Source organism: Streptomyces cellostaticus, assembly GCF_001513965.1.
GTDB classification, from domain to species: Bacteria; Actinomycetota; Actinomycetes; order Streptomycetales; family Streptomycetaceae; genus Streptomyces; species Streptomyces cellostaticus.
This window is the reverse complement of record NZ_KQ948016.1, coordinates 99,544-122,983: the sequence shown is the minus strand read 5'-3', so window position 1 is coordinate 122,983 and position 23,440 is coordinate 99,544. Positions and strand designations below refer to the sequence as shown.

Here is a 23,440-nt window from a genome sequence, read left to right as displayed (position 1 = left end):
CCTGCACCCGCCGTACCGCCCCCCTGCGAACGGAGAACAGTCATGGCCCAAGCCGCAGCCGTGGCGAAACCGCCCGCGCCACCCCGGCGGCGCCGTGCCTCCGCGACCCCGCGCAGGCTGCCGTACCTGCTGATCGCCCCGGCGGCCCTGCTCATGCTGGGCTTCATCGCCTACCCGGTCCTCAGCGTCTTCTCCTACAGCCTGCAGAACTACAACCCCACCAAGCCCTGGCGGAACGGCTTCGCTGGCTTCGACAACTTCACCCAGGCCTTCGCCCACGACCCGCAGTTCTGGGACACGCTGACCTTCAGCGCCAAGTGGGTCGTGGTCGAGGTCGGGCTGCAACTGCTGTTCGGACTGGCGCTGGCGCTCATCGTCAACCAGACCTTCGTGGGCCGGGCGATCGGCCGCGCCCTCGTCTTCTCCCCGTGGGCCGTCTCCGGTGTGCTGACCTCAGCGATCTGGGTGCTGCTCTACAACTCCCAGACGGGCATAACCCGTTACCTCGCCGACGCGGGGCTCGGCTCCTACGGCACCAGCTGGCTGTCGGACACCTCGACCGTGTTCCCGGCGGCGGTCGTCGCCGACCTCTGGCGCGGCGTCCCCTTCTTCGCGATCCTCATCCTCGCCGACCTCCAGTCCGTCTCCCGGGACCTGTACGAGGCCGCCGAGGTCGACGGGGCGAGCCGCCTCAAGCAGTTCCGGCACATCACCCTGCCCCACCTGAAGGACGCGATCGTCCTGTCCACGCTGCTGCGCGCGGTGTGGGAGTTCAACAACGTCGACCTGCTCTACACCCTCACGGGCGGCGGACCCGCGGGCGAGACCACGACCCTCCCGCTCTACATCGCCAACACCAGCGTCGACGCCCACAACTTCGGCTACGCCTCCGCCCTGACCACGGTGGCGTTCGTGATCCTGCTCTTCTGCTCGCTCGTCTATCTGCGGCTGAGCAAGTTCGGAGGTGAGACCAAGTGATCACCGAGATCGCTCCCGCACCCGAGCGCGTGGCGCCCGAGCCCGCCCGCGCGCGGGGGAGGCGCCGCGCCTGGGACGAGGTCCCGCGCTGGCAGATCTACGTCCCCCTGGGGATCTACCTCCTCTTCACCCTGATCCCCTTCTACTGGATCCTGCTCTTCGCGCTCCGCCCGGCCGGCTCCACCTCCCTGGTCCCCTGGCCGATGACCTTCGACCACTTCCAGAAGGTGTGGACCGAGCGCAGCTTCGGCACCTACTTCGCCAACAGCGTCTACGTCGGCATCGCCACGCTGCTCCTGACCACCGTGGTCGCCCTGGCCGGCGGCTACGCGCTGGCCCGCTTCGACTTCAAGGTCAAGCGCGGCTTCATGCTGGCTCTGCTCTGCTCCCAGTTCGTGCCGGGCGCGCTGCTGCTGGTCCCGCTGTTCCAGATCTTCGCCAAGCTCCAGATGATCAACTCGCTGGGCAGCGTCGTCCTCGCCGAGACCGTCTTCCAGCTGCCGCTGTCGATGATCCTGATCAGCGGGTTCATCCGGAACGTGCCGTACTCCCTGGAGGAGGCCGCCTGGGTGGACGGCTGCAACCGCCTGACCGCCTTCCGGATCGTCGTCCTGCCGCTGCTGCGACCCGGGTTGATCGCCGTCGGCTCCTTCGCCTTCGTGCACGCCTGGAACCACTTCCTGTTCGCCCTGATGTTCCTCTCCGACCAGAGCAAGCAGACCATCCCGGTCGGCCTCAACACCCTGATGAGCGCCGACAGCGTCGACCTGGGGGCCCTGGCGGCGGGCGGCATCATCGCGGCCGTACCGGTCGTGATCGTGTTCGCCTTCATCCAGAAGTGGCTGATCACCGGCTTCAGCGCGGGGGCGGTGAAGGGATGAGGATGCGTCATATCCCCGTAGCCGTCGCGTTGTCGGGCGTGCTGTGCGTGCCCGCGCACGCGGACGGTGTCCGTGACATCGGCCGGGACGTGCTCGCCCCGGACGACGGCTGGGCCGCAGCCGGGGGCGGCACCACCGGCGGCGCGGCGGCCGACGACGCCCACGTGTACACGGTGACCGACCGCGCCGGACTCGTCCGCGCCCTCGAGCACGGCAGCGACACCCCGAAGATCATCAAGATCGCCGGCACCGACGACTCCGGCCACCACCTGGACTGCGCCGACTACGCCACCGACGGCTACCGCCTGAAGAAGTACCTGGCCGCCTACGACCCCCGCACCCGGGGCTCCGCCAAGCCCAGCGGCCCGCAGGAGGAGGCCCGCCAGGCGTCGGCGGCGAAGCAGGCCGAGCGAGTCGTGCTCCCGGTCGGCTCCCACACCACCCTCATCGGCCTCGGGGACGCGGTCCTCAAGGGCGCCGACCTCCAGGTCGGGAACGCGAACAACGTCATCATCCGCAACCTCGACCTGCGCGACGCCTACGACTGCTTCCCCGTCCGGCAGCCCGACACCGGCGGCCTCGGCGACTGGAAGACGGCCTACGACACCCTCACCCTGACCGGCGCCACCCACGTCCGGGCCGACCACATCACGGCGAGCGACAAGGGCCACCCGGACTCCGCCGAGCCCACCTGCTTCGCCCGCAACTACCTGCGCCACGACGGCCTGCTGGACATCACGGGCGGCTCCGACCTGGTCACCGTCTCCTGGAGCCGGTTCGCCGACCACGACAAGGCGATACTCATCGGCAACAGCGACTCGGCCACGGGGGACCGCGGCAAGCTCCGCGTCACCCTGCACCACAACCAGTTCGAGTCCGTCGTCCAGCGCGCACCGCGCGTCCGCTTCGGGCAGGTGCACGTGTACGACAACCGGTACGTGGTTCCGGAGGGCAGCGAGTACCGCTACTCGCTCGGCGTCTCCACGGAGTCCGCCCTCTACGCCGAGAACAACGCCTTCCACACCCCGAGCCACGTGGAGGCCGCCGACCTGGTCAAGAGCTGGAACGGCACCGCCCTGCACCAGAGCGGCACCCTCTTCAACGGCTACCCGGTCGACCTGCTCGCCCTCTACGACGCCTACAACTCGGGCAGCGAGCGCGACCTCACGGCGGACGTCGGCCGGACGCCTACCCTGCACGGAAAGATCGACAGCGCCGCGGTGGCCGACCGAGAGGTGGCGCGCGGTGCGGGCGCAGGGAGGATCCCATGACCGTACCCATCGTCCTGGCGGGCGCGCGCGGCCACGGCCGCTGGCACCTGGACAACCTTCGCCGGCTCCAGGCGAAGGGCCGCGTCCGGCTGGCCGGGATCTGCGAACTGACCCCGCTGGGCCCGGACGAGATCCCGGACGGCCTGGGCACGCCCGAGCAGTCCGCCGACTTCGGCGGGCTCCTCGACGCCACCGGGGCAAAGATCGCCGTGATCTGCACGCCGATCCCCACCCACACCGACCTGGCGTTGCAGGCCGCCGAGCGGGGTGTCCACATCCTGCTGGAGAAGCCGCCCGCGCCCTCCTACGCCGAGTACCGGCGGATGGCCGACGGGGTCGCCGAGGCGGGAGTGGTCTGCCAGATCGGCTTCCAGTCCCTGGGCTCGCACGCCGTGCCCGCGATCCGGCGAATGATCGCCGAGGGCGCGATCGGGAACATCGTCGGGGTCGGCGGGGCCGGGGCCTGGGCCCGCGACGAGGCCTACTACCGGCGGGCGCCCTGGGCGGGCAGGCGGCGCCTGAACGGCGTCGACGTGGTCGACGGGGTCCTTACCAACCCCCTCGCGCACGCCGTCGCCACCGGTCTCGCCCTGCTCGGCGCCACCCGCGCCGAGGACGTCACCGGCATCGAGACCGAGCTGCTGCGCGCCAACGACATCGAGTCCGACGACACCTCCTGCGTCCGCGTGAGCACCGCACGCGGCCCGGTCACGGTCGCTGCGACCCTGTGCGCCGAGGAACCGGGGGAGCCGTACGTCCTGGTGCACGGCGACAGCGGCCGGATCACCTTCTGGTACAAGCAGGACCGGGTGCTGCTCCAGCGGGCCGGACACGGCCCCGAGGAGTCCGAGTACGGCCGCACGGACCTGCTGGAGAACCTGGTCGAGCATCTGGAGAGCGGCGCGGCCCTGCTGGTGGCCCCGGACGAGACCGGCGCCTTCATGAAGGTGGTCGAGGCCATCAGGACCGCCCCCGACCCGGCCCCGCTGCCCGGGGGCGCCTGGCGCCTGCTGCCCGCCGGGCAGCGCCGGGTCGTGCCCGGCATCGACGGCCTGGTGGCGGCCTCGGCCGACACCCTCGCCCTCTACTCCGAGCTGGGCGCCTCCTGGGCCCTACCGAAAGAGGTGAGCACCTGATGACGCAACACGACACCGCGGTCCTGCGGGTGGCCGGCCGCCCGGTCGGCCGGTACGTCACCCGGCCCGAAGCGCCGGCCCGTCTCGCCCCGCGCCCCTATCTGCATCCCGTCACCACCCTGGCCGGCACGGCGGTCACCGAGCTGAGCCCCGCCGACCACGCACACCACCTCGGCGTCGGTGTCGCCGTTCCCGACGTCGAGGGGCACAACTTCTGGGGCGGGCGCACCTTCGTCGCAGGTCAGGGCCCGACCGAGCTGGACAACCACGGCGCCCAGCGGCACACCGCCTTCCAGCTGCGCGACCCGGACGGCTTCGTGGAGGAACTGCGCTGGGTCGCCGCCGGAGCCGAGCTGCTGCGCGAGCGCCGTACCGTCGCCGCCACCGAACTCACCGACACCGCCTGGGCGCTGGACTTCACCTTCTCCCTCACCAACGTCACCCCGGGCCTGCTGTCCCTCGGCAGCCCCGCCACCAACGGGCGCCCCGGCGCGGCCTACGGCGGCTTCTTCTGGCGGGCCCGCAAGGAGGCCTCGGCACCGGACGTCTTCACCGCCGACCGCACGGGCGAAGCCGAGGTGCACGGCACCCGCGCCGACTGGCTCGCGCTGGCCGGTGCCGGCTGGACGCTGGTCTTCGCCGGGGCCACCGAGGACACCCGGCGCGACCCGTGGTTCGTGCGCGCGGCCGAGTACCCGGGCGTGGGCTCCTCGCTGGCATCTGCGGAACGGCTGCCGGTGCCGCCCGGCGGGACCGTCGTGCGCCGGGTCGTCACCGTCGTCGCCGACGGACGGCTGGAGCGCAGCGAGGCGGCCGCGCTGGTCCGGAAGGCGGTGAGCCGGTGACGAGCGGGACGTACCGGAACCCGATCCTGAACGCGGACTGGTCCGACCCGGACGTCGTCCGCGTCGGAGACGACTTCTACCTCACCGCCTCCAGCTTCGGCCGCGTGCCCGGCCTGCCCCTGCTGCACTCGCGCGACCTCGTCAACTGGACGCTCGTCGGCCACGCCCTCGAACGCCTCGAACCGGAGGAGGAGTTCGTGGCGCCCCGGCACGACTGCGGGGTCTGGGCACCGTCGATCCGGCACCACGACGAACGCTTCTGGATCTTCTGGGGCGACCCCGACCAGGGCATCTACCAGGTCAACGCCCGCGAGATCCGCGGCCCCTGGACCCGCCCGCACCTCCTGAAGGCGGGCAAGGGACTGATCGACCCGTGCCCGCTGTGGGACGACGAGACGGGCGAGGCCTACCTCGTGCACGCCTGGGCCAAGTCCCGCTCCGGCATCAAGAACCGGCTCACCGGCCACCGTATGCACCCCGACGGCACCTCGCTGCTCGACGAGGGCAAGGTGATCGTCGACGGCGACCGCATCCCGGGCTGGTTCACGCTGGAGGGCCCGAAGCTCCACCGGCACGACGGCTGGTTCTGGATCCTCGCGCCCGCCGGGGGAGTGGAGACCGGCTGGCAGGGCGCCTTCCGCTCGCGCGGCTTCTTCGGGCCGTACGGGGAGCGGATCGTCCTGGAGCAGCAGGACACCGAGGTCAACGGGCCGCACCAGGGCGGCTGGGTGCGCACGGCGGCCGGCGAGGACTGGTTCGTGCACTTCCAGCAGCGGGGTGCCTACGGCCGGGTCGTGCACCTCCAGCCGATGCGCTGGGCCGAGGACGGCTGGCCCGTGCTCGGCGACGGCGGCGCCCCCGTCGCCGTACACCGCCGGCCCGACCTCCCGCCGCAGTCGCCCGCCGCGCCCGCCACCGACGACGACTTTCCCGGCGGACGGTACGGCCGCCAGTGGCAGTGGACGGCCAACCCGGGCGACGGCTGGGCCACCCGGCACTCCGGGGACGGGCTGCGGCTGACCTGCGTCCGCTCGGCCGACGCCCACGACCCGCGGAAACTGCCGCACGTGCTCACCCAGCGGCTGCCCGGGATGCCGAGCGCGATCGAGGTCGAGCTCCGCCTGGACGGCACCGAGCCGGGGGCGCGGGCGGGGCTCGCGGTGCTCGGGGACGCCTTCGGCTGGATCGGGCTGGAGCGGGGGGCCGACGGGACGGTCCGGCTCGTGCACCGGTTCGCCGAGGCGGTCGCCGACAGGGAGCGGGACGCCGGTCTGCCGTGTGTCGCGCCCCAGGGGCGGGCCCGGCTGCGGATCGAGGCGGGGGCCGGGGCGCGCTGCCGGTTCTCGTACGACGTCGGAGACGGCCTGCGCCCGTCCGGGCCGGTCTTCGCGGCGACCCCCTGGCGCTGGGTCGGCGCCCTGCTCGGCCTGTTCGCCGTCGCGCCCGAGGGATCGGGGCATGCGGGAGCGGCGACCTTCACGGAGTTCCGGATCAGCCCCTTGTAGTCCCCTGCTCTGTCTGTCGTCCGTCTGTTGTCTGCCTGTTGGGAGCCGCAATGACGCACTTCCCTAGCAAGCGCTTGCCCCTGCCGGGTGCCGGTCTCGTCCTGGCCGCCGTCACCGGTCTGATCGCCGCGCTCGGGCTGGGCGCGGTGGGCCAGGCCAAGGCTGCCACCGACTCCGTCGCCTCGCCGTGGAGCGACCGCCCGCACGGCTTCGCCTCGCTCACCGGCGGGACCACCGGCGGCGCGGGCGGCAAGGTCGTCACCGTCACCGACCAGGCTGCCCTGGCCATGTACGCGGCGGCGAAAGAGCCGTACGTCATCCGTGTCGCCGGATCGATCGCGGTGGCGCCCTTCGGCTCGGACATCGTCGTCGGCTCCGACAAGACCATCATCGGCGTCGGCGACACCGGCGAGATCGTGCACGGGGAACTCCGCCTCAACCCCGGCACCCACAACGTGATCATCCGCGTCCAGCACCCCTACCAGGCCGACGGCACGGCCGAGTTGGTGCAGCGCGGATCCGTCCTGAGGAACACGGCCGGCCGGACGGACGAGCACGGTACGGCCTTCGACCCGCGTGCCTTCTACGCCTACCGCCTCGATCCGGCCGCCGCCGTCCCCGCGCTGGTCGAGCGCTTCTCGGGTCCGCAGGCGCGGATCGGCCGCTGACCCCCACAGCTCCACCCTTTTCCGTTGGATCCAGAAGAAGAGAGCCGACCGATGAAGAGCAGCATCCGCAGAAGAAGGCGCGCCGCCACGGCCGTCGCCCTGGGCTCCGTGCTCGCGCTGACCGCCACCGCCTGCGGCGACGACGGCAGCGGCGGCGCGGGGGGCAAGGGGACCGAGGGCTCCGGCAAGGGCACGATCACCTTCTGGGACAACAACGGCGGTGTGCGCACCGACATCTGGAAGCAGATCATCGCGGACTTCGAGAAGAAGTACCCGGACATCAAGGTCAAGTACGTCGGGGTGCCCGCCGCCAGTGTCCAGTCCAAGTACGACACCGCGATCCAGGGCGGCGGCCTGCCCGACGTCGGCGGCGTCGGCACGGCGATGCTCGCCGAGATCGCGGCACAGGGTGCGCTGGAACCGCTGGACGGCCGGATCTCGAAGAGCTCCCTGAACGGCAAGCTCAACGAGAAGTTCCTGGAGAGCGTGAAGTCCGCCAGCGGTGACGAGAAGACGTACACCGTGCCGACCTCCGCCAACAACGGCACGCTGTGGTACCGGACGGACCTGTTCGGCGCCGCCGAGCTGGACGCGCCGACCACGTGGACGAAGTTCTATGCGGCCGCCGGCAAGCTCACCGACCAGGGCAAGAACAGGTTCGGGTACACGATCCGGGGCGGCGAGGGGTCCATCGCGCAGGCGCTCGACGCGACGTATGGACAAAGTGGGATCACCTCCTTCTGGAACGGTGAGAAGACCACCGTCAACGACCCGAAGAACGTCGCCGCGCTGGAGAAGTACGTCGGCCTGTACAAGAAGGACACCCCGTCCGCCGACGTCAACAACGACTTCACCAAGATGGTCGCGCAGTGGGACTCCGGCACGATCGGGATGCTGAGCCACAACCTCGGTTCCTACGCGAACCACGAGAAGGCGCTGAGCGGCAAGTTCAAGGGCATTCCGAACCCGACGCTGGACGACGGGACCCGGGTGCAGGTGTCCAACCCGGTGGACGGGCTGGGGTTGTTCAAGTCCGGCAAGAACAAGGCCGCGGCCTGGAAGTTCGTCGAGTTCGCCGCATCCCATGAGGCCAACAGCAAGTGGAACCGGACGGCGGGCCAGGTGCCGGCGAACACGGAGGCGGCGCAGGATGCCTGGGTTCAGGCCTCCGAGCCGACGAAGCTGGCGGCTGAGGCTCTCAACGGGGCCAGCACGAAGATCGTGCAGCTGCCTTACTACCTGCCCGACTGGAACACCATTTCCAAGGCGGACAACGAGCCGAACTTCCAGAAGGTCCTGCTCGGAAAGCTGAGCGCGAAGGAGTTTCTGGACACGCTTGCCGATCAGATCAACAAGGCTCAGGCCGACTGGAAGAAGAACCACTGAGGCGCCCCTGATTTCCGTATCCCCTGTTGGAAAGGCGGACCTTGTGGCCCTTACCCGCAGACAGGTGACTGCCGCCGCTCTTGCGGCTGTTCCAGTCGCCGTGCGAGCCCCGCGCGGGCACCGCACCGTCTATGTCGCCGGTGATTCCACCGCCGCCCAGAAGTACGCCGACGCGGCTCCCGAGACCGGGTGGGGAATGGCGTTCCCCTTCTTTCTCCGGAAGGAGTTGGAGGTCGCCAACCATGCAGTGAACGGGCGGAGTTCGAAGAGCTTCGTGGATGAAGGGCGGCTCGAAGTCATCCTCTCCGTCATCCGCCCCGGCGATGTCCTGATCGTCCAGTTCGCGCACAACGACGAGAAGGCCACCGATCCCGCCCGGTACACCGAGCCCTGGACCACGTACCAGGACTACCTGCGGCGGTACATCGAAGGCGCTCGCGCACAGGGCGCCCGGCCCGTCCTCGCCACCCCCGTCGAGCGCCGCAGGTTCGACGCCGGGGGCAACGCCGTGCCGACCCACGGCGACTACCCGGCGGCCATGCGCGCGCTCGCCGAAGCGGAGCGTGTCGTGCTGCTCGACATCGAGGCGCTGTCGCTCGCGCTGTGGCAGGAGCTGGGTGTCGAGAAGACGAAGACGTACTTCAACTGGACGGACACCGAGCAGGACAACACGCACTTCAATCCGCCGGGCGCCATCGCCGTGGCCCGGCTCGTGGCGCAGGAGCTGCTGCGCACCCGGGTGCTGGCCCGGCACGACGTGGTCCGGTTGCACGAGGACATCCCCACGTCCTGGATCACCTGGCCGCCCGCATCGTCATCGTCACCTTCGTGAAGAGGAGACCCGCACAGTGCGTACACAGAAATGTCATGGACGTGTCATAGCTGCCGTCGTGGGCTGCACGGCTCTCGCCCTCACCGTCACCGGCACAGGCTCCGCGCAGGCCGCCCACCGGGCCGGACCCGACCGGCAGACGCTGCCCGCCCACGACGGCTGGGCCGCCTACGGCACCGGGACGACCGGCGGTGCCGCCGCCGACTTTGCGCACGTCTACACCGTCACCACCTGGGAGCAGTTCAAGGCCGCCCTCGCGGACGGCGGCAGCGCGCCGAAGATCATCAGGGTGCAGGGCACGATCGACGCGGACGGGCCCAGCTGCGCCACGTTCGCCGTGCCCGGCTACGACTTCGACGCCTACCTGAAGACCTACGACCCAGCGGTGTGGGGGCGCACCAAGAACCTCGACAACGAGCCCGACGACAGCCCCGAGGGCCTGCGCCGCGCCTCCGCCGCCCGGCAGGACACCTCCATCAAGGCGAACATCCCCGCCGACACCACCATCGTCGGCATCGGCAAGGACGCCGGTTTCAAGGGCGCCAGCCTCCAGATCAAGGGCGTCGACAACGTCATCGTCCGCAACCTGAGCTTCGAGAGCCCCCTCGACTGCTTCCCGCAGTGGGACCCGACCGACACCGCCGACGGCAACTGGAACTCCGAGTACGACAGCGCGGTGATCTACGGGTCCACGCATGTGTGGATGGACCACGACACGTTCACCGATGGTGATCACCCGGACAGCACGCTGCCGTACTACTACGGGCGGATCTACGAGCAGCACGACGGCGAGCTGGACATCGTCAAGGGCGCCGACTACGTCACCGCCTCCTGGAACGTCTTCGAGGACCACGACAAGACGATCCTCATCGGTAACAGCGACAGCGCCTCCACGGCCGCGGTCGACCGGGGGCACTTGAAGGTCACCTTCCACCACAACCTGTTCTCGAACCTGGTCGAGCGCGCACCGCGCGTCCGCTTCGGACAGGTGGACTCCTACAACAACCACTTCGTGGCCGAGGACGGCTACTCCTACAGCTACGGCATCGGCATGGAGTCCCAACTCGTCGCCGAACACAACGCGTTCACCCTGCCGACGGGGGTGAAGGCCGGTTCGGTCCTGAAGAAGTGGAAGGAGTCGCCGCTCACCGCCGACGACAACTACGTCAACGGCGAGCCGGCCGACCTGATCGCCGTCCACAACGCCGAGATCCCCGGCGAGATCCTCCAGTCCGGGGCCGGCTGGACGCCGACCCTGCGCACCAGGGTCGACCCCGCCGAGGCCGTGCCGGGCCTGGTCGACCACTGCGCGGGCGCGGGCCGCCTGGGCTGACCCGTCGGGGCCGGACCTCCGGCCCCGATCCCCTTCTCCTCTCACGAGCCGCACCGCGAAGGAGCACTCCCATGCCCTCGCCCCAACACCCCCTCTCCAGACGGCGTTTCCTGGTCGCAGGCGCCGGTACCGCCGCCACGCTCGGCCTCGCCTGCGTCCCCGCGCGGGCCGCCGAGCGACCGCGCCCGTTCGGCCGGTACGGGTCACCGGCCCGCCGCCTCACCCCTTCGACCCTGTACGTCGACCCGCACGGCAGCGGTGACTTCACCTCCGTGCAGGCCGCGGTCACCGCCGCCACCGGCACCGGCCGGACCCTGGTCCTCGCCCCCGGCACCTATCGGGAGACGGTCGCCGTCGACGTCAGCCGTACGGAGATGACCTGGATCGGCGCCTGCGAGAACCCCCGGGACGTCGTCATCGTCTACGACAACGCGGCCGGCACCCCCAAGCCCGGCGGCGGCACCTACGGCACCACCGGATCGGCCACCACGACCGTGCAGGCCGACGGCTTCACCGCCCACGGGATCACCTTCGCCAACGACTGGCTGCGCGCCGACCACCCGGACATCAGCGGCACCCAGGCCGTCGCCATCAAGGTGCAGGGCGACCGCAGTGCCTTCCTGCACTGCCGTTTCCTCGGCCACCAGGACACCCTGTACGCCGACTCGACGGCCCCCGGCACCTTCGCCCGCCAGTACTACGCCCACTGCTACGTCGAAGGAGACGTCGACTTCGCCTTCGGACGCGCCACCGCCGTCTACGAGCACTGCCACTTCCGCACCCTGAACCGGACGGACCTGGCCGGGGCGCCGTACGGCTTCGTCTTCGCGCCCTCGACCGCTGTGGCCAACCCGCGGGGCTGCCTGGTGGTGCGGAGCCGCGTCAGCAGCGAGGCCCCGGACGCCTGCTACAAGCTGGCCCGCCCCTGGGTGCCCGGCTCCGACCCCACCGCCCGCCCCATGCTCACCGTCCGCGACACCTGGCTGGGCCCCGGCATCGACCCGGTCGCGCCCTACACCGACATGCGGGACGCCTACCCCTGGCAGTCCATGCGCTTTCGCGAGTACCGCAACCCGGGACCGGGCGCGGTGATCACCGTCCCCGCCGACCGGCCCCAGCTCACCGACGCCGAAGCCACGCTGCACACCCCGGCGGCCTACCTCGGCGACTGGCATCCCCGGCCGGCCCGCTCACTCTGATCGACGAAAGGACCCGCACGTCATGCGTCGCATCAGCACACTCACCGCATGCTCCGTCGCCGCCGCGTCCCTCGGACTCGGCCTCCTCGCCACCCCGGCCCACGCGGCGACCGTGGCCGTCAGCAACTCGACCGACCTGTCCAACGCCATCAAGAACGCCACCGCCGGCACGGTCATCCAGGTGCGCGGCGGCACCTACTACCCGACCGCGACCCTCCAGTCGACGGCCAACGGCACTTCGTCCTCCCCGATCACCCTCACCGCGTACGGCTCGGAGACCGTGAAGATCGACGGGTCCTCGCTGCCCTCCGGCTCCTGGATCTTCAAGCTGACCGCCGACTACTGGAACGTCTCCGGCATCACCTTCCAGAACTCCCCGGACAGCGCGGTCGTCTGCCAGTCGTGCACCGGCACCAACTGGAACAACATCAAGACCGTCAACGGCGGCGACTCCGGCTTCACACTCACCGGGGACGGCACCGTCAACAACACCGTGAAGAACCTGGACAGTTACGGCAACTACGACGCCGCCACCCACGGCCAGAACGCGGACGGCGTCGCCATCAAGTTCGGCTCGGGCACCGGCAACAGGGTCACCGGCGCGCGCCTCTTCAACAACTCGGACGACGGCATCGACCTGTGGTCCTTCTCCTCGCCGGTCACCATCGAGCACACCTGGTCCTTCGGCAACGGCAAGAACCGCTGGGGCGACTTAGCCTTCGAGGGCAACGGCAACGGCTTCAAGCTGGGCGGAAACGGCGTGACGGTCGCCCACGTCGTCAACAACTCGGCCGCCTGGGACAACGCCGGCAACGGCTTCACGGAGAACTCCGACACCGGCGCGATCGTCATCAACCGCACCACCGCCTACGCCAACGCCAAGTGGGGCTACTACTTCGCCACCAGCTCCGCAAAGCTCGGCAGGAACCTGGCCGTCGGCAACGGCAGCGGCCAGGTCGGCAAGGGTTCCAAGGTGACCTCGGCCGGCAACAACTGGGACTCCGGCATCAGCACCCCGTCCTTCGTCTCCACGGACGCCTCGACGACGTACAACGCCCGCACAACGGACGGCTCCCTGCCGACGACGACGTTCCTGACGACGGGCAGCACGACGATCGGAGCGACGATGAACTAGAGGATGAATGAGCGGCCGGAATTGCCGGGCCGGGTTCCATCCGGCCGTCCTGCCCTGCGGGTGCCGCAGCCGGCACAGCAACGTCACCGCCAAAGCGACCCGGCCCGACGGCGCTTCGTCGGAGATCTCCACGAAGCTCGTCGGGCCGATGCCCCCCCAGGAACTGCGCACCTTCGTGACCGACCCCAACTGACCGGCCCGTCCCTCAGGCCGAATTGGAGTGTATCGATCGGATAAACAGACTCGCGTTCGGGTTGTGATGCGCGTAGACAGTGCGTGACCTGGTGCAACAATCACCGAACACATCCCGGAGTTTCCATGCGGAAGTCCCTCAGGGCGGCTGCCGTCGTCGCGGCCTGTACCGTCGCGGGCGGCGCCCTGTACGCCGCCGGCGCGGCCACGGCCGGTCAGTCGACGGCGAACTCGACCCACGAGCCCTACAACATCGGGCTCCTGGTGAAGGACATCGACACCTACTACGGCACCACCGCCGACAGCAACGGCGTCTACCAGGCGTCCCCGGACAGCCCGTACGCCCAGGACCTGGCGCGTATGGACGCCGACGCCAAGCGCTACATCGACAAGGCGGCCCGCAAGGCGCACCGCCACGGCGAGAAGCCGGCCGTCGTCTTCGACATCGACGACACGCTGCTGCTCAGCCTCGACTACGAGAAGCGCTACAACTACACGTACAACTCGACCACCTGGGCCGACTACGTGAACAAGGCCGACCGTCCGGCCGTCTTCGGCAGCCCCGAGCTGGTGCAGTACGCCGCGTCCAAGGGTGTCGAGGTCTTCTACAACTCGGGTCTCAGCGAGGCGCAGCGCAGCGCCGCGGTCGAGAACCTGAAGAAGATCGGCGCCGATGTGAACCTCGACGCCGACCACATGTTCCTCAAGGACAAGGCCAACCCGCCGGCCTACCTGGGCGACTGCGCCACCCCGGGCACCTGGACCTGCACGACGGTGCAGTACAAGTCCGGCACCCGCAAGCACATCGAGGACGACCTCGGGTACGAGGTCATCGCCAGCTTCGGCGACCAGTACTCGGACCTGGAAGGCGGCTACGCCGGCCGTACGTACAAGCTGCCCAACCCGACGTACTTCGTCAGCTGATCCCGTCCGGATAGGCAGCGAGCAGCCGCTCGTACTCGGCCCCCGTCACCGGCAGCACCGTGCCGTGGCGGGGGCTGGCGGGCAGCGCATAGTCGGTGGACCGGGTCCACTTGCCCGAGGCGAGATCGGTGGTCTCGAAGGGCACATAGCCGCGCAGCCCGTACTCGTCGATGAACAGGTACCACTTGTTCTCGGTGTTCGACTTGAACACCGTCGGCCCCTCGCCGCGCTGGATGGAGCCGCTGCCGATGCAGTCGGCCACGAAGCCGTACGACGTGTCGGTCAGGTCCGTGGACTTCTCGGCCGTGATGAACTTCGAGCACGGCGAGCTGGAGCCGGGGTCCCGTTCGTCCTTGGTGAAGCGGTAGTACGTCTTCCTGTCCTTGATCACCGTCGAGTCGATCACGGAGTAGCCCGGGTCGTCCCAGACCTTCGGCTCGCTGAAGGTGCGGAAGTCCTTGGTGGTCGCGTAGAGCATCCGGTTGTACGTCGAGCCGGTGTGGTCGGGGTCGTCGGCGGCGTACAGCTTCGACGCCCAGAAGACCACGTACTCGTGCAGCCGGTCGTCCCAGTAGGCTTCCGGCGCCCAGGTGTTGCCCGCGTTGTCCGGTGCCACCTTCACCAGCCGCTGGTCCCTCCAGTGCACCAGGTCGGTGGACTCCCAGACCATGATGGATCTGCTGCCGTGCCGCTGGACGTAGTCCCAGCTGCCGCTGCTGTTCCGGTACATCCGCAGGTCGGTGGCGATCAGATAGAACCTGTCGCCCTTGGGGGAGCGGATCACGAACGGGTCGCGCAGGCCCTTCTCGCCGATGGTCGACGTCAGCACCGGCTTGCCCGCGTTCAGCTCCCGCCAGTGCAGCGGGTCGTTGCCCTTGCTGAGGGCATAGCGGATCTGCTCGCCGTCGGCGGTGCCCTCGCCGGTGAAGTACGCGAAGAGATAGCCCGCGTATGTGGGGTGCCGTGTGTGCGCGGAGCCCGGCGGAGCGGTCAGCAGGGTGAGGAAGAGGGCGGCCAGGAGGGGGGCCAGCAGGGTTCTGGTTCTGAGGCGCATGGCAGTCCTGTGGGAGTTTGGGGATTTCTGTTGATCGGTGCGCGCTCTCGGAGTGTGTCCAGTGACGATCAGCACGTCAATCGGTGTGCGGGCGTCTCGGGCGGCCGAAAGTTTCGGTCGATTTCGCTCGGGTGCGGCAACCCGCTTCGGCCATGGCGGCGACTGGAGTGCATCCCAACCTCCTAGGAAAGGAACGGCCAGTGCCGCAGAGCACCGGACGCCACCGCAGGACGCGCACCCTCTCGATCGCCGCCGCGGTGGCCGTGGCCGCGGGGGCCGGCGGCGTCTGCTTCGGCCTGTCGAACGGCGGCGCCCAGGCCGCCACGACCACGGTCACCGTGTCCACCACCGCCCAGCTGGAGTCGGCGGTCAAGAACGCCGCCGCCGGTACCGTCATCCAGGTGCGGGGCGGCACCTACCTACCCGGCCGCCACCCTCAAGTCCACGGCCAGCGGCACCAGTTAGCGCTTCCTGGTTGCCGCTGCCGGGGGCGGGGTTGCCGCCGTCTTCAAGATTCTTTACGAGTCGCCTTCGTCGTTCGCATGGGCTGCGAAGCCGCCGCCCACGGAGCGCTGCCGGCCGTCCGCCGTGCCGGTGATCGTGTAGCTGTCGTCCTTCGCGTCCCGGCCGCCGCGCTCGTGGTTGTACTGCCCGGCGAACACCCACTCGCCCTTGGGGACCGTACGACCCTCCTTGAGCACCCAGGTGTAGACCAGGAAGCCGTCCTGCTCGCCGACCGTGAGGGTGAAATCCTGCTCCGGCAGTGAGCGCCAGGCGCCGGCCGAACCGACCCCACCGGTCTGTGCGATCTTCAACTGCACGGTGAGGGACGTGAGTTGCTCGCTCGTCTTGAGCGTGAGGTTGCTCTGCGCCCAGAAGTCGTTGCTGTGCGGGTCCACTGATCCGTCCGACCGCAGCGGGCCGTCGCTCTCGCCGGCGGCCGGCGGAGTTGCGGAGGCGGAGGCCGGGGGCTGCGTGGAGGGCGAGCTGCTCGGCTTGTGGGACTCCGGCGCCCTGCCCGGCGTCGGGTCCGCCGGCGGTACGGGCGCACGGCTCGTCGCGTCCGGTGACGGCGTGGGGGTCGGCGAGACCGCGACCGTCTGCTGCGGCGGGTGGCTGTCGTTCCTCACCGCGGACGCCACCGCGTAACCGCCGACCGCGAGCATGCCCGCGACCGCGGCCGTGGCACCCACCACCCGCGCCCAGCCCCACACCGGCGCACGCGTGGCCCGGTGGTCGGGGCGGCTGTGCCCGCTCATCCCCCGCTCGATGCGGGCCAGCATGCGGGCCCGGTCGGGCTCGTGCGTCTCGGCCGCCTCGTGCAGCCGGGCGCGCAGCTCGTCGTGCACGTCCTGCTGCCTCATCGGTCCGTTCCTCCGGTCTCGCCGCCGCGCGCCATCGTCGCGTGCACCCTCTGTGGAACGCCCTCGGAGCCGAGCAGCCTCTGTAGCTCGGCCATGCCCTTGGACGTCTGGCTCTTCACCGTACCCACGGAAACACCCAGGGCGAGAGCGGTGTCCTTCTCCGACAGGTCGAACGCGTGTCGCAGCACCACACATGCCCGTTTCCGGAACGGCAGCCTGCGCAGCGCCTCCTGTACATCGACCACGCCCGCTATGTCGGGGTTCTCGGTCTTCTCCTCGCGCTGCGACCAGAACAGGGAGATCCGCCGGCGTTCCCGCACGGCGCTGCGGATACGGGTGCGGGCCATGTTGGCGACGACCCCACGGGCGTAGGCGACCGGGTGGTCCGCGGCGCGCACCCGGTCCCAGCGGTGCCACAGGGCGAGCAGCGCGTCCGCCGCAAGATCGTCGGCGGCGTCCGCCTCGCCGGTCAGCAGATGTGCGAGGCGGGACAGTTCGGCGTAGTGCCGTTCGAAGAAGGCATGGAACTCCACGGAGGCGGCGTCGTCGACGACAGTGCCCACGGGCGACCTCTCTGTGCGTGTCATGTGAATGCCATGTGGTCATCCGGAGGTGGCCCGGACGAGATCCGGAAGCGTAGCAGCGATCAACCGCTTGGTTCGTACGGGGCTTCGAACGCGGTCTGGCGGGTCGGCCCTGATTCCGTAACACGGCGAAAACCTGAAACGCGTTCAACGCGGGAACAATCCAGCCAGCATCCGCACTCGATCCATCAGGCAACAAGGAGCAGCCGCATGTCCGACACCAAGAAGGCGGCCGACCGGGCAAGTGCCGCGCCACCAGCGGCGAACGGCCTCGACCGGTTCTTCAAGATCTCCGCGCGGGGATCCACCCTCGGCCGGGAGATACGAGGCGGCTTCGCCACCTTCTTCACCATGGCCTACATCCTTGTCCTGAATCCGATCATCCTGGGCAGCGCCAAGGACAAGTTCGGCCACACCCTCGACACCGGCCAACTCGTCACCGCCACCGCGCTGGTGGCCTGCGTGATGACGATCATCATGGGCGTCGGCGGCAACCTCCCGCTCGCGATCGCCGCCGGCCTCGGCCTCAACGCCGTCGTCGCCTTCCAGCTCGCTCCGTTGATGAGCTGGTCCGACGCGATGGGCCTGGTCGTCCTGGAGGGCGCGCTGATCTGCGTCCTGGTCCTCACCGGGCTCCGAGAAGCGATCATGAACGCGATCCCGCAGCAGCTCAAGCAGGCGATCGGCGTCGGCATCGGCCTGTTCATCGCGTTCATCGGCTTCGTGGACGCCGGGTTCGTCAGCCGTATCCCGGACGCCGCGAACACCACCGTGCCCGTGCAACTCGGCGCCGTCGGGCGCCTCACCGGCTGGCCGGTCCTCGTCTTCTGTCTCGGCGTCCTGCTGACCATCGCGCTGCTCGCCCGCAAGGTGAAGGGCGCGATCCTCATCAGCATCGTGACGATGACCGTCGTCGCGATCGTCATCAACGCCGTCGCCGACATCAAGAGCTGGGGCCTGACCACCCCGAAGCTCCCGGACAAGATCGTCGCCGCCCCGGACTTCGGGCTCATCGGTCACTTCAGCCTGTTCGGCGGCTTCGCCAAGGCCGGTGTCCTCACCGCCGTCCTGCTCGTCTTCACCCTGATCCTGTCGGACTTCTTCGACGCCATGGGCACCATCGTCGGCATCAGCGCCGAGGCCGGTCTGCTCGACGAGAAGGGGCAGGTGCCCGGCATCGGGCGCGTCCTGTTCATCGACGGCGCCGCCGCCGTCGCCGGCGGTCTCGGCTCCGCCTCCTCCAACACCGCCTACATCGAGTCCGCGGCCGGCGTCGGCGAGGGCGCCCGCACCGGCTTCGCCAACCTGGTCACCGGCGGCCTCTTCGGCCTCGCGCTCTTCCTCACCCCGCTGCTGACGATCGTCCCGCTGCAGGCGGCGGCGCCCGCGCTGATCGCGGTGGGCTTCCTGATGATGACCCACGTCAAGCACATCGACTGGGACAGGTACGAGATCGCCATCCCGGCGTTCCTCACCATCGCCGCGATGCCGTTCACGTACTCGATAACCGATGGCATCGGCGCGGGCTTTTTGGCGTACGTCCTCATCAAGACGGTCCTCGGCAAGGCCAAGGAGGTCAACTGGCTGCTGTGGGGCGTCTCGGTGCTGTTCCTGGTCTACTTCGCGATCGATCCGGTGGAGCAGATCCTGGGGGTGAAGTAGGCGCCGGGGAGGGCAACTCCCCGGGGGCGCGGGGAACTGCGCGACCAGCCACAGTCGACCCGCAGCTGATCGCGCAGCGTCCTCACTTCAGCGCCGCCTGCATCATCGCCTTGGCCACCGGCGCCGCCAGTCCGTTGCCGCTCACCTCGGACCGAGCCGCATCCGACTGCTCCACCATCACCGCGACAGCGACTTCCTTGCCGCTGCTGTCCGACTTGCCGTACGAGGTGAACCAGGCGTACGGCGTCTTGCTGTTGTTCTCGCCGTGCTGGGCCGTACCGGTCTTGCCGCCCACGGTCGCCCCGTCGATCAGCGCGTTCGTACCGGTACCGTCCTTCACCACCGTCTCCATCGCCGACTGCAACTGCTCGGCCGTGCCGGAGCTGACGACCTGCTGCGTGTCCGCGCTGTCGTCATAGTCCTTCACCACATCACCGCCGCTGTCGGTGGTCTGCGACACCATGTGCGGCGAGACCAGCTTGCCGCCGTTGGCTATGGCAGCCGACACCATGGCCATCTGGAGCGGGGTCGCGGTGACGTCGAACTGGCCGATGCCGGAGAGGGCGGTCTGCGCCTTGTCCATGCCCGAGGGGTACACGCTGGCGTAGGCCCGCACCGGGACATCCTGCTGGTCGTTGTTGAAGCCGAACTTCTCAGCCATCGCCTTCACCTTGTCCTGGCCGAGGTCGACGGCCATCTTGCCGAAGACGTTGTTGCAGGAGTAGCGCAGGGCGGTCCGGATCGAGGCGTTCTCGCACGGAGCCGACTTGTTCTCGTTCTCCAGCGGGCGCGTCGTGCCCGGCATGACGTACGGGTCGGGGCTCACGGTGTGGTCGTCCACGTTCTTGTACAGCCCGCTCTCCAGCGCGGCCGCCGCCACGACCAGCTTGAACGTCGAGCCCGGCGGCAGCGGCTGGCGCAGCGCCCGGTTGGTGAGCGGCTTGTCCTTGTCCGCGTTGAGCCTCTTCCAGGCCGCCCCGGCCGTGTTCGCGTCGGTGAGCTGCGAGGGGTCGTACGACGGGGTCGACACCACCGCGAGGATCTTGCCGGTCTTCGGGTCGATGGCGACGGCAGCGCCCTTCGTGTCGCCGAGCGCGTCGTACGCCGCCTTCTGCACCGCCGGGTCGATCGTGGTGAGCACGTTGCCCGGGTCGGCGCGTTCACCGGTGACCGTGTCCAGCACGGACTTCAGCTGGGTGTCCGTGCCGTTGAGGAGGTCCTTGTAGATGCCCTCCAGCTGGGTCGGGGCGTAGGCCTGCGAGGCGTAGCCCGTCACCGCCGCGTACAGCTTGGCGTTCTTGTACGTCCGCTTGTATGCGAGGTCGCTCCCCTTCGTCCGCGCCGAGCCGGTGATCGAGTTCCCGGCCACGATGATGTTCCCGAGCGGCCGTGAGTACGTCTCGATCGCGTTCCGCCGGTTGTCGTTGTCGTCCGCGAGGGCCTTGCCGTCGTAGTACTGCACCCAGGTCGCCCTGACCAGCAGGGCGAGCACGAGCAGCAGTGCGAAGACGGACGCCCGCCTGATCGTCTTGTTCATCCCGCCGTGAAGACGATCGAGACACGGTCATTCGTTCCCCTGTGCCCGTTTTTCTCATCGCGCGTTCAGAAAACCGGCCTCGTACGCGGCGATCACCGCCTGCGTCCGGTCCCGGGTGCCCGTCTTCGCCAGCACCGCCGCGACGTGCGACTTCACGGTCGCGGGCCCGACGTCCATGCGACGGGCGATCTCCGCATTGGTCAGCCCCTCGGCCAGGTGCCGCAGCACCTCGCTCTCCCGCCCCGTGAGCCTGCTCACCCACGCCGGGGGCGCCGGCGCCCTGCGCGCGTGCTCGGCCGCGAGGGCCCGTACGGCCGACGGGAACAACAGGCTGTCGGTGCGCGCGACCAGCCGTACCGCCTGGACGAGCGCGTCGGCGTCCGCCCGCTTGAGCAGGAACCCGGCAGCCCCGGCGCGCAGCGCGTCGTACACGTACGAGTCGTTCTCGAAGGTGGTCACGACGACGACACGGGGCGGCTCGTCGAGCGTGGCGAGGATCTGCTCGGTGGCCCGGATGCCGTCGACCTCGGGCATGCGGACGTCCATCAGGACGATGTCGGGCCGCAACTCCCGTACGACGGACACGGCCTCGGCACCGGTCGCCGCCTCACCGACCACCTCCAGACCGGGCTCGGCGGAGAGGATGGCCCGCAGGGCGGTGCGGACCATGCGCTCGTCGTCGGCGAGGACGACCCGGATCGCGGGCGGGGTCATGCCGGTCCCTTCGTCGGTCACGTGGATCCCTTCAGCGGCAGTCGGACGTGCAGGCGCCAGGCACCGTCGGACGCGCCCGCCTGCGAGGTACCGCCCAGCAGCCGGACCCGGTCGGCGATGCCGCGCAGGCCGTGGCCGCCGCCGGGGCGGGGAGCGGGGCAGGTGTCCAGGGGGTTCTCGACGGTGATCTCCAGGTGGCCGTCGGCGGTGGAGATGCGCAGGCCGACCGGTTCGCCGGCGTGCTTGAGGGCGTTGCTCAGGCCCTCCTGCACGATCCGGTACGCCTCCCGGGAGACCAGCGGGGGCAGGGCGGCGGGGTCGGCGTCCACGGTGGCCGTCACGCGCTGGCCGCCCGCCCTGGTCCGGCGCAGCAGCCCGTCCAGATCGGCTGCGAGGGTCGGCGCGGGCGCGGTGCCCGGCGTGTCGCCGTCCCGCAACACGCCCAGCACCGCGTCGAGTTCGCCGACCGTGCGCCGGGTGGTGTCCTCGATCGCGGCGAGCGCCTCGCGGACGAACTCCGGGTCGGTGTCGAGGACGCGGCGGGCGGCGCTCGCCTGGAGGGTGACGGCGCTCAGCGCGTGGCCGACGGAGTCGTGCAGCTCGCGGGCGAGCCGGTTGCGTACGGCGAGGTCGGCGGCGCGGGCCTCGGCCGCGGCGAGCCGGTCCTCGGGCGTGGGCCCGAGCAGGGCGGGCGCCCAGCGGGCGAGCAGGGCGCCACAGGCGGCGGCGCAGGCGGCGAGGGTCAGCAGCATCGCGAGGCCGGCGATCGGTGACAGGGCCAACGCCCAGGGGTGATCGAGGGATTCGGGCAGTCCGAGCGGCCGGTCCCGCAGCGAGGCGAACAGGGGCAGCACGATGAGCACGACCGCGAACGGCGGTACGGCCAGCGACATCCCGGAGATGATCCCGCCGAGCCCCAGATGCAGGGTGAACCAGGCGGCCGTGCGCCCCCGCTCGGCCCGGGTCCGGGCCGGGCCGCGGGCCAGGGCGTCCGCGCCGACGCCGCACAGGGCGCGCGCGGCGCCCGACTCCAGCGGCCGGGTCAGCGGGAAGAGCGAGGTGACGGCGGCGATCGGCAACCCGACGGCGAACGAGCCGAGTTGCAGGGGCAGGGAGGCGAAGACGTCGTTCACGCCGGTGAACGGCCCCACGATCACCGAGCCGACGAGGACGTACGGCATGGCGAGCGCGCCGCCCAGGATCAGATGGATCCAGCGCCGCCGGGCCCGCCCGCCGAACAGGAAGCGCAACGCCTCGGTCACCTGGGGGCCTTGGCGGACCGGTCCGCGAAATGGTGGGCGGCGACGCTCGCCACGAGAAAGCCGACGATCATCTGCACAGCGTAGGTGAGGCTCATCGCCGGTGTCGGCCGGTCGGCGAGGTTGTGGGACGACACCAGGGTGGCGAGCGACACCCAGCCGCCCCAGCAGGCCACCGCCCCGGATCCGGCCCAGGCCAGGGCGAGCGGCACGGTGACCGGAAGCGGGCCACCGCGGCGGAAGGCGAGTTGGCAGGCGCCGGTGACGGCGGCCGCCAGGAAGCCGACGTACATCAGCTCCATGAGCCGGCCGCCGCTCGTGTTCCGCCCGGCCGTGACCCCACCGGCCCACAGGAGCCGGAACGTGCCCGGGACCAGGGCGAGCAGCGCCGCCGTCACGGCGGTCATCCGCTGCGCGGCCGCCGCGCTCGGCCTGGGCAGCTCCCACACCCGCCCCTGCCACAGATACCCCCACCGCTCGCGGGCGTACCCGACGAACAGCGTGCCCAGGGCGATCCCCTGCACGATGAACCCGCCGTACACGACGTCGAACACCCACGCGTGCAGGAACGGCCGGTCGTCGTGGCCCGTTCCGCTCCCGTGCACCATCATCTGCAGCGGGAACCCCACCATGATCGGCGCGAGCAGCCCGGTGGCGACCCACATCGGCACCGCGAGCAGCCAGGCGGGCACCCGCCGTCCCCACGGCTGCGTGAGCAGCAGCGCAAGCACGACGACGGCCGCGTCCATCAACACGGTGAGCCCGTTGGCGAGGGCCATGGTCACCCGGTGCTCCAGCAACGGGCTCCCGTCCGGGATACCGAGATGACTCCCGGCGATCCAGGCGACCTTGAGACAGAGATACGGCAGACAGGCGGCGATGGCGACGAGCCGCAGCACAGGACGTCGCCGCAGACCGCTGACAGCGGTCATGGTTGAGGAAGTCATGCCCCAACGCTCCCGCGCCCACGGGCCGGTCCAC

At 70.1% G+C, this 23,440-nt stretch carries 20 protein-coding genes and 3 pseudogenes; 16 read left to right on the top strand and 7 right to left on the bottom strand.

Annotation, left to right across the window (positions count from 1 at the left end; genetic code table 11):
- Positions 1-42 precede the first annotated feature (42 nt).
- The 14 genes and pseudogenes from AQI88_RS04160 (at position 43) to AQI88_RS04095 (ending at position 14,285) form a co-directional block, all read left to right on the top strand.
- Positions 43-978 (top strand): carbohydrate ABC transporter permease, encoded by a 936-nt coding sequence (locus AQI88_RS04160; RefSeq protein WP_066992035.1) that lies wholly within the window; start codon positions 43-45, stop codon positions 976-978.
- Positions 975-1,859 carry a carbohydrate ABC transporter permease gene (locus AQI88_RS04155; protein WP_066992032.1) on the top strand — a complete coding sequence of 295 codons (885 nt, stop codon included), beginning with the start codon at positions 975-977 and terminating at the stop codon, positions 1,857-1,859. The genes AQI88_RS04160 and AQI88_RS04155 overlap by 4 nt, the downstream gene beginning before the upstream one ends.
- On the top strand, positions 1,856-3,130 hold the full coding sequence (locus AQI88_RS04150) for a pectate lyase family protein (protein ID WP_066992029.1): 1,275 nt from the start codon (positions 1,856-1,858) through the stop codon (positions 3,128-3,130). The genes AQI88_RS04155 and AQI88_RS04150 overlap by 4 nt, the downstream gene beginning before the upstream one ends.
- Positions 3,127-4,266 carry a Gfo/Idh/MocA family protein gene (locus tag AQI88_RS04145; protein ID WP_066992026.1) on the top strand — a complete coding sequence of 380 codons (1,140 nt, stop codon included), beginning with the start codon at positions 3,127-3,129 and terminating at the stop codon, positions 4,264-4,266. Before AQI88_RS04150 ends, AQI88_RS04145 begins: the two co-directional genes overlap by 4 nt.
- A complete protein-coding gene (locus tag AQI88_RS04140; RefSeq protein WP_066992022.1) occupies positions 4,266-5,111 on the top strand; it encodes a DUF6807 domain-containing protein in 846 nt (281 codons plus the stop codon). The genes AQI88_RS04145 and AQI88_RS04140 overlap by 1 nt, the downstream gene beginning before the upstream one ends.
- Complete coding sequence (locus tag AQI88_RS04135) at positions 5,108-6,616, top strand: glycoside hydrolase family 43 protein (RefSeq protein ID WP_066992018.1); 1,509 nt, start codon at positions 5,108-5,110, stop codon at positions 6,614-6,616. The genes AQI88_RS04140 and AQI88_RS04135 overlap by 4 nt, the downstream gene beginning before the upstream one ends.
- Positions 6,617-6,666: 50 nt before the next feature.
- Positions 6,667-7,278, top strand: a pseudogene (locus AQI88_RS04130) (pectate lyase family protein); the annotation flags it as partial.
- 57 nt (positions 7,279-7,335) lie between these two features.
- Positions 7,336-8,670, top strand: coding sequence for an ABC transporter substrate-binding protein (locus AQI88_RS04125; protein WP_066992016.1), 1,335 nt, complete (start codon positions 7,336-7,338; stop codon positions 8,668-8,670).
- Positions 8,671-8,713: 43 nt separating this feature from the next.
- Positions 8,714-9,502, top strand: a complete 789-nt coding sequence (locus tag AQI88_RS04120; RefSeq protein ID WP_066992013.1) for a rhamnogalacturonan acetylesterase — start codon at positions 8,714-8,716, stop codon at positions 9,500-9,502.
- A gap of 16 nt (positions 9,503-9,518) precedes the next feature.
- Positions 9,519-10,835 carry a pectate lyase family protein gene (locus AQI88_RS04115; protein WP_066992009.1) on the top strand — a complete coding sequence of 439 codons (1,317 nt, stop codon included), beginning with the start codon at positions 9,519-9,521 and terminating at the stop codon, positions 10,833-10,835.
- A gap of 71 nt (positions 10,836-10,906) precedes the next feature.
- Positions 10,907-12,034 carry a pectinesterase family protein gene (locus tag AQI88_RS04110; protein ID WP_066992006.1) on the top strand — a complete coding sequence of 376 codons (1,128 nt, stop codon included), beginning with the start codon at positions 10,907-10,909 and terminating at the stop codon, positions 12,032-12,034.
- Positions 12,035-12,056: 22 nt separating this feature from the next.
- Positions 12,057-13,169 (top strand): right-handed parallel beta-helix repeat-containing protein, encoded by a 1,113-nt coding sequence (locus AQI88_RS04105; protein WP_066992003.1) that lies wholly within the window; start codon positions 12,057-12,059, stop codon positions 13,167-13,169.
- 7 nt (positions 13,170-13,176) lie between these two features.
- Positions 13,177-13,362, top strand: a complete 186-nt coding sequence (locus AQI88_RS04100; RefSeq protein WP_066992001.1) for a hypothetical protein — start codon at positions 13,177-13,179, stop codon at positions 13,360-13,362.
- Between the two features lie 125 nt (positions 13,363-13,487).
- Positions 13,488-14,285, top strand: coding sequence for an HAD family acid phosphatase (locus tag AQI88_RS04095; protein WP_066991998.1), 798 nt, complete (start codon positions 13,488-13,490; stop codon positions 14,283-14,285).
- Between the two features lie 7 nt (positions 14,286-14,292).
- On the opposite strand, the pseudogene AQI88_RS04090 reads toward AQI88_RS04095, so the two are convergent.
- Positions 14,293-15,339: pseudogene (locus tag AQI88_RS04090) on the bottom strand (glycoside hydrolase family 43 protein); the annotation flags it as partial.
- A 200-nt stretch (positions 15,340-15,539) separates the two neighbouring features.
- On the opposite strand from AQI88_RS04090, the pseudogene AQI88_RS47425 reads away from it, so the two are divergent.
- A pseudogene (locus AQI88_RS47425) lies at positions 15,540-15,801 on the top strand (right-handed parallel beta-helix repeat-containing protein); the annotation flags it as partial.
- 56 nt (positions 15,802-15,857) lie between these two features.
- On the opposite strand, the gene AQI88_RS04085 reads toward AQI88_RS47425, so the two are convergent.
- Complete coding sequence (locus AQI88_RS04085) at positions 15,858-16,703, bottom strand: hypothetical protein (protein ID WP_066991995.1); 846 nt, start codon at positions 16,701-16,703, stop codon at positions 15,858-15,860.
- Positions 16,700-17,266, bottom strand: a complete 567-nt coding sequence (locus AQI88_RS04080; protein ID WP_066991992.1) for a SigE family RNA polymerase sigma factor — start codon at positions 17,264-17,266, stop codon at positions 16,700-16,702. Before AQI88_RS04080 ends, AQI88_RS04085 begins: the two co-directional genes overlap by 4 nt.
- Before the next feature lie 231 nt (positions 17,267-17,497).
- Between AQI88_RS04080 and AQI88_RS04075 the strand changes: the two genes are divergently transcribed.
- The gene (locus AQI88_RS04075) at positions 17,498-18,949 is read left to right on the top strand and encodes an NCS2 family permease (protein WP_066991989.1); all 1,452 of its coding nucleotides are present in this window, start codon (positions 17,498-17,500) and stop codon (positions 18,947-18,949) included.
- 82 nt (positions 18,950-19,031) lie between these two features.
- Here the strand turns inward: AQI88_RS04075 and AQI88_RS04070 are convergent, their stop codons facing one another.
- Genes AQI88_RS04070 through AQI88_RS04055 form a run of 4 tightly spaced genes read right to left on the bottom strand, consistent with a single transcriptional unit; the run spans position 19,032 to position 23,406 of the window.
- The gene (locus AQI88_RS04070) at positions 19,032-20,486 is read right to left on the bottom strand and encodes a peptidoglycan D,D-transpeptidase FtsI family protein (protein ID WP_066991986.1); all 1,455 of its coding nucleotides are present in this window, start codon (positions 20,484-20,486) and stop codon (positions 19,032-19,034) included.
- 54 nt (positions 20,487-20,540) lie between these two features.
- Positions 20,541-21,200 (bottom strand): response regulator transcription factor, encoded by a 660-nt coding sequence (locus AQI88_RS04065; RefSeq protein WP_066993618.1) that lies wholly within the window; start codon positions 21,198-21,200, stop codon positions 20,541-20,543.
- Between the two features lie 17 nt (positions 21,201-21,217).
- A complete protein-coding gene (locus tag AQI88_RS04060; protein WP_066991983.1) occupies positions 21,218-22,462 on the bottom strand; it encodes a sensor histidine kinase in 1,245 nt (414 codons plus the stop codon).
- Positions 22,459-23,406 carry a hypothetical protein gene (locus tag AQI88_RS04055; RefSeq protein ID WP_244184033.1) on the bottom strand — a complete coding sequence of 316 codons (948 nt, stop codon included), beginning with the start codon at positions 23,404-23,406 and terminating at the stop codon, positions 22,459-22,461. The genes AQI88_RS04060 and AQI88_RS04055 overlap by 4 nt, the downstream gene beginning before the upstream one ends.
- Positions 23,407-23,440 lie beyond the last annotated feature (34 nt).

Bases quoted from the DNA above. Each gene is read 5' to 3' on its own strand.
- AQI88_RS04160 (WP_066992035.1), top strand. From the start codon at position 43: ATGGCCCAAGCCGCAGCCGTGGCGAAACCGCCCGCGCCACCCCGGCGG.
- AQI88_RS04150 (WP_066992029.1), top strand. From the start codon at position 1,856: ATGAGGATGCGTCATATCCCCGTAGCCGTCGCGTTGTCGGGCGTGCTG.
- AQI88_RS04145 (WP_066992026.1), top strand. From the start codon at position 3,127: ATGACCGTACCCATCGTCCTGGCGGGCGCGCGCGGCCACGGCCGCTGG.
- AQI88_RS04140 (WP_066992022.1), top strand. From the start codon at position 4,266: ATGACGCAACACGACACCGCGGTCCTGCGGGTGGCCGGCCGCCCGGTC.
- AQI88_RS04125 (WP_066992016.1), top strand. From the start codon at position 7,336: ATGAAGAGCAGCATCCGCAGAAGAAGGCGCGCCGCCACGGCCGTCGCC.
- AQI88_RS04110 (WP_066992006.1), top strand. From the start codon at position 10,907: ATGCCCTCGCCCCAACACCCCCTCTCCAGACGGCGTTTCCTGGTCGCA.
- AQI88_RS04105 (WP_066992003.1), top strand. From the start codon at position 12,057: ATGCGTCGCATCAGCACACTCACCGCATGCTCCGTCGCCGCCGCGTCC.
- AQI88_RS04100 (WP_066992001.1), top strand. From the start codon at position 13,177: ATGAGCGGCCGGAATTGCCGGGCCGGGTTCCATCCGGCCGTCCTGCCC.
- AQI88_RS04095 (WP_066991998.1), top strand. From the start codon at position 13,488: ATGCGGAAGTCCCTCAGGGCGGCTGCCGTCGTCGCGGCCTGTACCGTC.
- AQI88_RS04085 (WP_066991995.1), bottom strand. From the start codon at position 16,703: ATGAGGCAGCAGGACGTGCACGACGAGCTGCGCGCCCGGCTGCACGAG.
- AQI88_RS04075 (WP_066991989.1), top strand. From the start codon at position 17,498: ATGTCCGACACCAAGAAGGCGGCCGACCGGGCAAGTGCCGCGCCACCA.
- AQI88_RS04070 (WP_066991986.1), bottom strand. From the start codon at position 20,486: ATGAACAAGACGATCAGGCGGGCGTCCGTCTTCGCACTGCTGCTCGTG.
- AQI88_RS04065 (WP_066993618.1), bottom strand. From the start codon at position 21,200: ATGACCCCGCCCGCGATCCGGGTCGTCCTCGCCGACGACGAGCGCATG.
- AQI88_RS04055 (WP_244184033.1), bottom strand. From the start codon at position 23,406: ATGACTTCCTCAACCATGACCGCTGTCAGCGGTCTGCGGCGACGTCCT.